Source organism: Kitasatospora sp. NPDC056531 (assembly GCF_042794375.1).
GTDB lineage: Bacteria > Actinomycetota > Actinomycetes > Streptomycetales > Streptomycetaceae > Kitasatospora.
Map to the genome: position 1 here is coordinate 4034 of NZ_JBHTTU010000133.1, position 7822 is coordinate 11855.

The 7822-nt window shown below is 70.4% G+C and carries 12 protein-coding genes; 7 read left to right on the top strand and 5 right to left on the bottom strand.

Annotation, left to right across the window (positions count from 1 at the left end):
• The 3 genes from ACFQ87_RS41330 to ACFQ87_RS41340 all read left to right on the top strand — a co-directional run.
• Nucleotides 1–753 (top strand): hypothetical protein (locus tag ACFQ87_RS41330; RefSeq protein ID WP_380616116.1); only part of this gene is annotated, 753 nt, incomplete at its 5' end.
• A 234-nt stretch (nucleotides 754–987) separates the two neighbouring features.
• Nucleotides 988–1275, top strand: coding sequence for a hypothetical protein (locus ACFQ87_RS41335; protein ID WP_380616117.1), 288 nt, complete (start codon nucleotides 988–990; stop codon nucleotides 1273–1275).
• Nucleotides 1276–1332: 57 nt separating this feature from the next.
• Nucleotides 1333–1488: a hypothetical protein gene (locus tag ACFQ87_RS41340; RefSeq protein WP_280685708.1), complete on the top strand. Its 156-nt coding sequence runs from the start codon at nucleotides 1333–1335 to the stop codon at nucleotides 1486–1488.
• A 125-nt stretch (nucleotides 1489–1613) separates the two neighbouring features.
• On the opposite strand, the gene ACFQ87_RS41345 is transcribed toward ACFQ87_RS41340, so the two are convergent.
• Complete coding sequence (locus tag ACFQ87_RS41345) at nucleotides 1614–2438, bottom strand: hypothetical protein (RefSeq protein WP_380616118.1); 825 nt, start codon at nucleotides 2436–2438, stop codon at nucleotides 1614–1616.
• A gap of 827 nt (nucleotides 2439–3265) precedes the next feature.
• Complete coding sequence (locus ACFQ87_RS41350; RefSeq protein ID WP_380616119.1) at nucleotides 3266–4177, bottom strand: phenylalanine 4-monooxygenase; 912 nt, start codon at nucleotides 4175–4177, stop codon at nucleotides 3266–3268.
• Nucleotides 4178–4282: 105 nt separating this feature from the next.
• Here ACFQ87_RS41350 and ACFQ87_RS41355 point away from each other — a divergent pair, with 105 nt between their 5' ends.
• Nucleotides 4283–4615: a hypothetical protein gene (locus ACFQ87_RS41355; RefSeq protein WP_380616120.1), complete on the top strand. Its 333-nt coding sequence runs from the start codon at nucleotides 4283–4285 to the stop codon at nucleotides 4613–4615.
• A 161-nt stretch (nucleotides 4616–4776) separates the two neighbouring features.
• Here the strand turns inward: ACFQ87_RS41355 and ACFQ87_RS41360 are convergent, their stop codons facing one another.
• Nucleotides 4777–5256 (bottom strand): hypothetical protein, encoded by a 480-nt coding sequence (locus ACFQ87_RS41360; protein ID WP_380616121.1) that lies wholly within the window; start codon nucleotides 5254–5256, stop codon nucleotides 4777–4779.
• Between the two features lie 341 nt (nucleotides 5257–5597).
• On the opposite strand from ACFQ87_RS41360, the gene ACFQ87_RS41365 reads away from it, so the two are divergent.
• A complete protein-coding gene (locus tag ACFQ87_RS41365; RefSeq protein ID WP_380616122.1) occupies nucleotides 5598–5921 on the top strand; it encodes a plasmid stabilization protein in 324 nt (107 codons plus the stop codon).
• 65 nt (nucleotides 5922–5986) lie between these two features.
• Nucleotides 5987–6169 carry a hypothetical protein gene (locus tag ACFQ87_RS41370; RefSeq protein ID WP_380616123.1) on the top strand — a complete coding sequence of 61 codons (183 nt, stop codon included), beginning with the start codon at nucleotides 5987–5989 and terminating at the stop codon, nucleotides 6167–6169.
• A 95-nt stretch (nucleotides 6170–6264) separates the two neighbouring features.
• Here ACFQ87_RS41370 and ACFQ87_RS41375 read toward each other — a convergent pair whose 3' ends face one another.
• Complete coding sequence (locus ACFQ87_RS41375) at nucleotides 6265–6633, bottom strand: low affinity iron permease family protein (protein ID WP_380616124.1); 369 nt, start codon at nucleotides 6631–6633, stop codon at nucleotides 6265–6267.
• Nucleotides 6634–6827: 194 nt separating this feature from the next.
• Here ACFQ87_RS41375 and ACFQ87_RS41380 point away from each other — a divergent pair, with 194 nt between their 5' ends.
• Entirely contained in the window at nucleotides 6828–7520 is a 693-nt protein-coding gene (locus tag ACFQ87_RS41380; protein ID WP_380616125.1) for a hypothetical protein, read from the top strand.
• Nucleotides 7521–7632: 112 nt separating this feature from the next.
• Here the strand turns inward: ACFQ87_RS41380 and ACFQ87_RS41385 are convergent.
• Nucleotides 7633–7822 (bottom strand): hypothetical protein (locus ACFQ87_RS41385; RefSeq protein WP_380616126.1); only part of this gene is annotated, 190 nt, incomplete at its 5' end.

Sequence of the window (7822 nt, forward strand, 5' to 3'; positions counted from 1 at the left end):
ACCGGGTCGGTGACCTTCCCCACCGCCGGACCGGTGTCGCTGACCGCCACCGTCACCGCGGCCGGCACCACCTGCACCTGCACCAACGTCGTCTCCATCCCGGTCACCGTCACGGTGACCGCGCCGCCGACCTGCCTGGTGCTCCTGCTGCCGCCGGTGGCCCCGGTGGTCGTCGGCCAGCCCACCGTCGTGTCCGCGGTGGTGCTGTGCAACGGCGTGCCCGTTCCGGGTGCGGCGGTCACCTTCAACGGCGGCGGGGCCACCCCGGTGACCGCCACCACCAGCGCACTCGGCATCGCCACCGGGTCGGTGACCTTCCCCACCGCCGGACCGGTGTCGCTGACCGCCACCGTCACCGCGGCCGGCACCACCTGCACCTGCACCAACGTCGTCTCGCTCCCCGTCCCGATCACCGTCGGCGTAGGCGGCCCCGCCGTGAGCCTGCAGGCGCTGCCGTCCTGCTGGTGGGGCCACTGGGAGCACCAGCTGGCGAACCCCTCGCACGGGCAGCCGTACCCCTTCACCGCCACGCTGCAGGCCCAGCTCACTCCCGCGGCCGCCGGCGTGACGGTGAACTTCCTCATCGCCGGACAGCCGGTGGGCTCGGCGGTGACGGACGTGTCCGGGATCGCGACCCTCACCACCGACCTGAACCTGCTTCAGGTCCAATCCGGCGCCTTCACCGCGACCGCCACCGTCGGCGGCACGACGCTGGAGTCGACCGGCACCCTGCTGCCCTGCAGGCCGCAGTAGTGACCGGACCGGTCCTATCGGGCCCGGGACGTGGATCGCGGACCGGTACTGGTGGCCGAGCCAGGTGAGGCCTGACGTCATCGTCCGCGGATGAGCGGCCGACCTCGAAGGTCCGTCCCCCCGCCCTCGCACGGCGGGGGGACGGACGCGCTGGGGGCGTAGCGGCGAAGCCACCGCACCCGCCGCGCCGCCCGCAACCGTACTGCCGCGTCCCTGGTCAGTGGAGTTGTCCCGATGAGCTTGACCATGTTCCTTCTCGCGCTCGGCGCCACCTGCCGCGTCACCCGTTTCCTGACCAAGGACACCCTCGCGGGCGGTCTCAGGATCTGGGTCGCCGATCGCTTCGGCGAGGAGTCCAAGGCCGCCTATCTGATCACCTGCAGCTGGTGTTCGAGCGTCTGGGTGTCCGCCGTCGCGGTCGGCTGTGCCGCGTGCCTGGAGGGCAGCCCGTGGTTTCGGATACCGGCGACCGCGCTCAGCGTCTCGTACCTGGCGGGTGTGGCCTCACGATGGCTGGACTGACCAACGCCCCTCCCCAGGAAGACCCGAACCCCAGCACCCGGAAAGGACACTGAACTCATGGCCTGCAACTGCGGCGGAGGATCGCCACAAACCGTCGTCTACCAACTGAACCTGCCTGACGGCACCGTTCGCCAGTACGTCACCTACCAGGAAGCCCTGGCCGCACAGCACCGGGAAGGCGGCGCCGGAACGATCACCGTCGTCACCCGGTGACACGGGCGCCCGGCATCGGGGCGCACCGAGGGTGGTCGGCGCTTCGACCGGCCGCCTTACCCTTTCCGCACGAAGGGAGGAGCAGCACTGTGCTCGCGCTTGGAGTCCCGTGACGGGGGCGTGGGTCAGTCGTTTGGGCTGTGCAGGTGCTTGGCCAGCTCGGTTGCGTCCATCACGTCTGCGGCCGGTGGGGGTGTGATCGTGGGCGTTTTGCCGTAGTCGGAGTAGGTGATCCGGAGCGGGGCCTGTCCGGGGTGGCCGGGGTCGCTCTGTATCTCCTGGACGAGTTGGTTGTCGTTGTTGATCCAGAAGTCGTACGTGGCGGCCTTCTGGTTCTTTTCCGCGCCTTTGAGTGCCGTGCGCTGGTCGGTGGTGAGGTCGGGCAGGGCGGCGATCCATGCGTCGGTCTTGATCGTGCTGCGGATGTGCACCGCATCGGCATTGTTGATCTTCTCGGTGCCGATCTTGCTGAGCGTGTCGGCCTGGGCATTGGCGGTGAGTTCGGCGATCGGGTCCATGTCCTCCTCGATCGCGATCAGGTCGCCCGGGCTCGGGACCGAGAGGTCGGTCTTGTCCATGGTCGCGGTGGTGGTCGAGTCGTACTTGAGCCACTTCTTGCCGCCGGCCCGGGTCATCTTGTCGCCGCCGTAGTAGCTCACGCCGTCGGCGACGAGTATGTCCGTCTCCTTCTGGCCCGGTATGGCCATCTGAAAGGTCCGTGGAGCCTTCCAGCCGTAGGAGCCGCTGCCGCCGTCCGTTCCGTTCTCCCCTGTCCCGGCGAACCGGGCGTTACCTTGCTGCGTCATGGCCGTGGCCGAGGCGGTCAGCGCGCTCTGCGGGTCGAGGTCGGCGGCCTTCTTGGCTGGTGCGGAACTGCTACAGGCGGACAGGCCGGCAACTGTGAGGGCTGCGGCTGCGGCTGCGGATGTGAGGCGCCTGCTCGTGGGCATGTTGCTCCCCTTGGTCGCGTCTGATGCATGATCAAGTTTGTTCTCTATGGGACTTCTGGCCGACGCCGTCCGGTTCCAGCCGCGGATCATCGAGCAGTGGGAAGCCGGGACGTACGGCGAGCGACCATCGGCCCGGACCTGTACTACATGTGGCCAGGCGGCTCGCTCTGGGCTGCAGGCGAGGCCCGAACAACCGCACCGTCTACGATCAGCGCCAGGCCGCCCGCGTCGCCCAGGCCCACCGCGAGCTGATGCAGACCCTGGCCTGTGCCGACTGCGGCCAGGTCCCGAAGGAGGAGAGCACCTGCGAGTACGGGCTCCACGGCCAGTGGACCCGCCGTCCCGGCAGCCGCTGCTACCCCTGCCACCACAAGCACGAGGAACGCCGGGAGAAGGCCGCCGCCAAGGCCCTCAAGCGCCTGGAGAAGGCCCGCACGGCCAACGCCGTGCTGCGCCCGTGCTGGACGTGTCGGGGTTCGATCAGTGGGAAGGAGGGATCGGAGCTGGAGCTGCGGGAGAAGGCCGGCCCGGACCGGCTGGAGTGCCCCACGTGCGTGCAGGTCCGCGCCGCGAAGGACTTGGGCCCGTTGGTGCTGTCCGCTCCGTCGAAGCGGGAGTTGGCGGCCGCGTTGGTGTCCGTTCCGGCTGATCCGTGGTGGGGGTGCGGGTGCTCCACGCGAGGCTCTACCCGGCGAAGGACCGGAAGGCGTGACGTGTTGGCGGACGTGGCGCGGGTGCCTGGCTGGTGTTGCCCTGTACGGGCGGCTGTTGTGCTGGGCTTGCTGTTGTCGGGCCGGTGGCGGGTGGGGTCGGTTCGTGTTCCGGGTTCACCGGTTGTGGGGGCGGGCCATGAATCCGCGGTCGGGTAGTGCGGGCAGGCAGTGGCGGTCGCGGGTGGTCTCGTCGAAGTCGTCGAGGAAGCCGTGGAGGACGTCGGCTAGGTGGGTGGGGGAGTCGACGGTGAACAGGACCGGTTGGTAGCCGGCGACCTGGTAGGGGAGGCGTAGGGCCTCGGTGAGGTTCCACGGGCGCAGGTCGGCGCGAGTGAAGCGGGCGAGTTCGCCGGAGGAGGACAGTAACGCCGCTCCGTAGGCTTTCGGGTTGCCGGCTTCGAGCAGGACGCCGTATTCGAGGGTGAACCAGTACACGCGGCTGATCAGGTCGAGGGCGTCGGCGGAGTCGACGCGTGCGGCCGCGGCGCCGACCGTGCGGTAGAGGTCGGCGAAGAACGGGTCGGCGAGGTGGATGCCGTGGCCGAACACGTCGTGCAGGACGTCGGGTTCGGGGGTGTAGAGGGGCATCGCGGGGTGGCGCACGTACTGCACGGCGTGGAAGAAGCCCTCGGCCATCGCTCCCAGGAAGCGCTTGTTCGCAACGATGCCGCCCGCCAGGGTGAAGCGGAACCCTGTAAGGGCGTGCAGGGCGTCGGAGACCTCGGCGTGCTGCGGTACGGCGTCGGCGGGTACCGGGGCGCTCGCCCGCGCGGCGAGGACCTCCCGGCAGGCCCACTCGTCCTGACCGGCCCGTACCGCGGTGTGGACCGTACGCCAGGTGGCGTGCTCGGCCGGGGTGTAGGTGACGGGCCCGTACGGGTCTCCCACCCGGTGCCCGGCGGCCGTCGCCGTGATCCTGTTCCGGCGGCGCACGTAGGCGGGGTCCGCGAACCCGGGGTGCCGGCTCGCGTGGCCCAGCCGCGATCCGTCCGTGTTCAAGGGCGTCAGGTTCTCCCAGTCGACCATGACGCGATCCTGGCAGGTGGAGTGCCACGCATCCAGCCCCGCTCTCCCCGGTTGGAGTGCCCCGAGTGCGTGCAGGCCCACGCCGCAAAGGACTTGGGCCCGCTGGTGCTTCCTGTCCCGACGAAGCGGGAGTTGGTGGCCGCGCGGGAGAGTGCCGGTCCGGACCGCTGGCTTCTGCTCGCCTGGCACCGGGGCGGTCGGGCGCAGGGCCTCGGGGAAGGTGGCGGTCACGGCGGAGCCGGCCGCGGTGAGGCGCCAGGCCTTCGCGCGGCCAGCTGGATCGAAGGGTACGACGTCCAGCGTGGCACCTGGATCGCCCTGATCGACAGCAGCATCGTCTCCAACGCCGCCAGCGGTGAACCCCCGCGCTGCCCCGACGCTGGCGCTGCCCTCGCCCTGCTGCGCCGAGCCCTCGGGGAGCACCTCACCCGCTGGTAGAACAGGTCGGCCGCCGCAACTGCGCGCCGTCCCGCGCGGCGGCCAAGCGCTCGCCGTCGGTAGGCGCCTGGTCGTCGCCCCCGGCGTCGAGATCCTCGGTCGGCCCCGCCGGGCGAGCGCGGCCTGTGGGGCGGGCCCGCACAGTGCGGTCGGGAGGGGGGTCAGGCGGTGGCCTTGCCCGCGGTGACCAGGGCGGTGAGTGCGGTTCGCTGGACGTACACCAGCAGGCCGACGGTGATGCCGGCCATCACCAGGGCCATCAGGACATGGCCGAGTGCCGAGATGAGGGCGAAGCCGAGGGCGCCGAGCAGGACGTGGGTGCCGATCCGCAGGCCCACGAGGGCGAAGGCCACCTTGCGGGTGCCCTTGCCGCGCCACAGCAGTTTGGCGAGCTTCAGCCGCTTGCGCAGCAGGGTGAGCGAGACGGTGATGTTGGCCGCGACGAGGACGAGCAGGGCGGGCCAGGCGGACGGGAAGGCCCGCAGCAGGTCGAAGGCGCCGGCCAGGACGCCCTCGAAGCCGAAGAACCAGGCGGGCAGCCGCATCTCACTGACCGAGGGCAGCAGCTCACCGGCCGCGCCGGCGGCGTCGAGGCCGGCCGTGGGTTCGGATGCGGCCGCGTCGGTACCGGTGCTCGCCATGGTGTCCCCCAGGGGCGTGCGTCCTGATCCTGCTGTCCTGGCCGGCCGACATCCGGCAGCCGTACGACATCGACAGTCGTTTGTTCACTCGTTCAGCCCCCGGGCGCAGCCTCTGCGCACGGTCCATGCCGACCGGAGACCTGCGCCTCACTCGATCGGAGCCCGCAGAACGGTGGTGCCGCCATGACACGAGGCCCGGCTTCGGGGTCAGATACCCGCCGAGTCGGATCTACGCGACGGCGACGGCGAGGGCCGGCCGGCTCACCTGGCCAGGCGCGCGAGGGCGTCGAGAACTACGTTCTGGGTAGACGCCGTAGCGCATCACCCCAGGAGGAGGCGCCATGCCTGCCGGTTCGAGCAAGAAGCGTGAACGTCAGTACGAGCACATCAAGGAGAGCGCCCTGGACCGTGGCGAGAGCGAGAAGCGGGCCAAGGAGATCGCGGCCCGGACCGTGAACAAGGAACGGGCCCGGCACGGCGAGTCGAAGACGGCCAGCCGTTCCTCGACCCACGACATGTCCTCCTCACGGCGTGGCGGACAGCGTTCGCACTCCGGCTCCGAAGGCCCCACCAAGGAGCAGCTGTACAACGAGGCCAAGCAGCGCAACATCCATGGCCGTTCGAAGATGAACAAGAAGCAGCTCGCCAACGCCCTTGGCCACTGAGGGTTGCGTGTATGGGTGCTCCGGAGACGCGGGCCGGGCGCGGGACGCACGTGATCGTCCGGCCGGTGAGCGACGACGGTTCGGGCGAGGCGACCCGGCGCGTGGACGTGGACGGGATGCCGGTAGGCAACGCCTACAACGCGGCCGATGTCACCGAGTTCATGCGGCGCGCCGGTCTGGACGCGGCGCCGATCGAGGATCCCGGGGTCGTCGAATGGCGGGGCGGCGGGCCCGATGTGTGGGAATGAGCGACGGACCGCCGCTCGAGGACATAACCCCGTGGACGGGGAGTGGTTCCGCTCGGCATCCGAGCGAGACCGCCGGGGACGCCCCAGCGTGTGGTTCAGGTTTCGTCTTCGAGTCGGATCGCTTCCTCCAGGGACTCGACCGCTTTGTCGGTGTGTCCGCTGCGTTGCTCCAGCAGAGCGGCAGCGATCGCGTCGAGTTTGCGCTGGATGGCGTGTTCGGCACGGCGTTCGGCGTTCTTCAGCAGCGCGAGCAGCAGCAGAGTGACGGCGGTCATCAGGTCGCCGATCAGTAACTGGCGGCTCAGGGAAAGGCCGGCTACGTGGACGGCGATGAAGGCGGCCACCAGGAGCAGACACAGCAGGAAGAACACGGGTGAGCTGGTGAAGTTCGAGGCACGCTCGGCCATGCGCTCGAAATGGCCATGGCTGCCATCGGCGGGTTCGGCGGGATGCCGGAAGGACATGGGTCCTGCATAGTCCCCGGCGTTTCGGGCCGGCGGTTGCCACGCCGGTGGCCGGCTCCCCAGTAGGGCCGGGTGCTCGGTAGGGCACGCCCTGCCCCTTTGCCGAGAGCTCCGCCGGGGTGCGCGGTGTGGCCCGCACGCGCTGCACGTCACTACCGCCTCCGCCCTCCGCCTGGACGATCGCGGCCGCAGGCATGGTCGGTTCACCGTGTGCCTGGCTGCCCTGCGCCCTGGATCGTGCTGCGCCGCGCCGAACGGCGCCGGCGGTGCTCTCCTCCGGCGAGCGCCCCGCCGGCTGGAGCGGCCACCAGCCCTGCGAACCGCCGGTCGGGACGCCATTCGCGCCGTACCAGACGATGAAACTGCTGACCACCGCGCTCAGGGACGGCGGCAGCACCCTCGCGGTCCCCTCCGGCAGCCCCACCCTCGGCGCGCACGCGATCCGCCGCACCGACGGCACCCTGGCCGTGGTCATCGTCAACAAGGACCCGCAGCACAGCCAGCAGTTCCACCTCGACCTGCCCGGCTCCTACCGTGTGCAGCGCACCCTCGCCTGGCACCAGGGCGACATGGCCCCCACCGTCCACCGCGGGCCGGCGTCGGCCTCGCTCGCCCCGTACTCGGCCGCGGTCATCCTCCTCGCCCCGCGCCGCTGGCTGAGTGGCCCATGCCGCTCGGACCCTCGGCTGAGACAGTCGGAGCCTGGGCCGGCAGGCACCGACAAGCATCGGAAGCTGTTCCGGCACCACCAGCCCGGGGCCCCGCGAACATCCCCTCCCACAGGCAGCGGCCGGGTGCCGAGGACCACCTCGCCAGCAGCGCGTCGTGGAAGTCGCAGCCGACGACGTCCAGCGGTACTCAACCTGCCGTCACCTTCATGGAGTTGACACGACAATAGACGCAAGCGGAGTTGTGGAGATACGTCCGGACGCGGAGACCATCGCAGACATCTGGCACCGAGGATGGTGCGACGCCCACTTGGGGAACGTTCCCGAAGCCCTACTCGCCGTACGGACGCAGGAGTCGTTCGCTGTACGCGCCGTGCAACGTACCCGCGGCGGGGCCGTACCGCTCGAGCAGGGTCAGGGCATCAGCTAGTGCCGCATCAGGCAACGTTCGCCCTGTCGACGATGGCGCGTAGGCGCCGGTCGTCGGCATGGCGGTTTCGCCAGATGATGTAGCGGCGGAT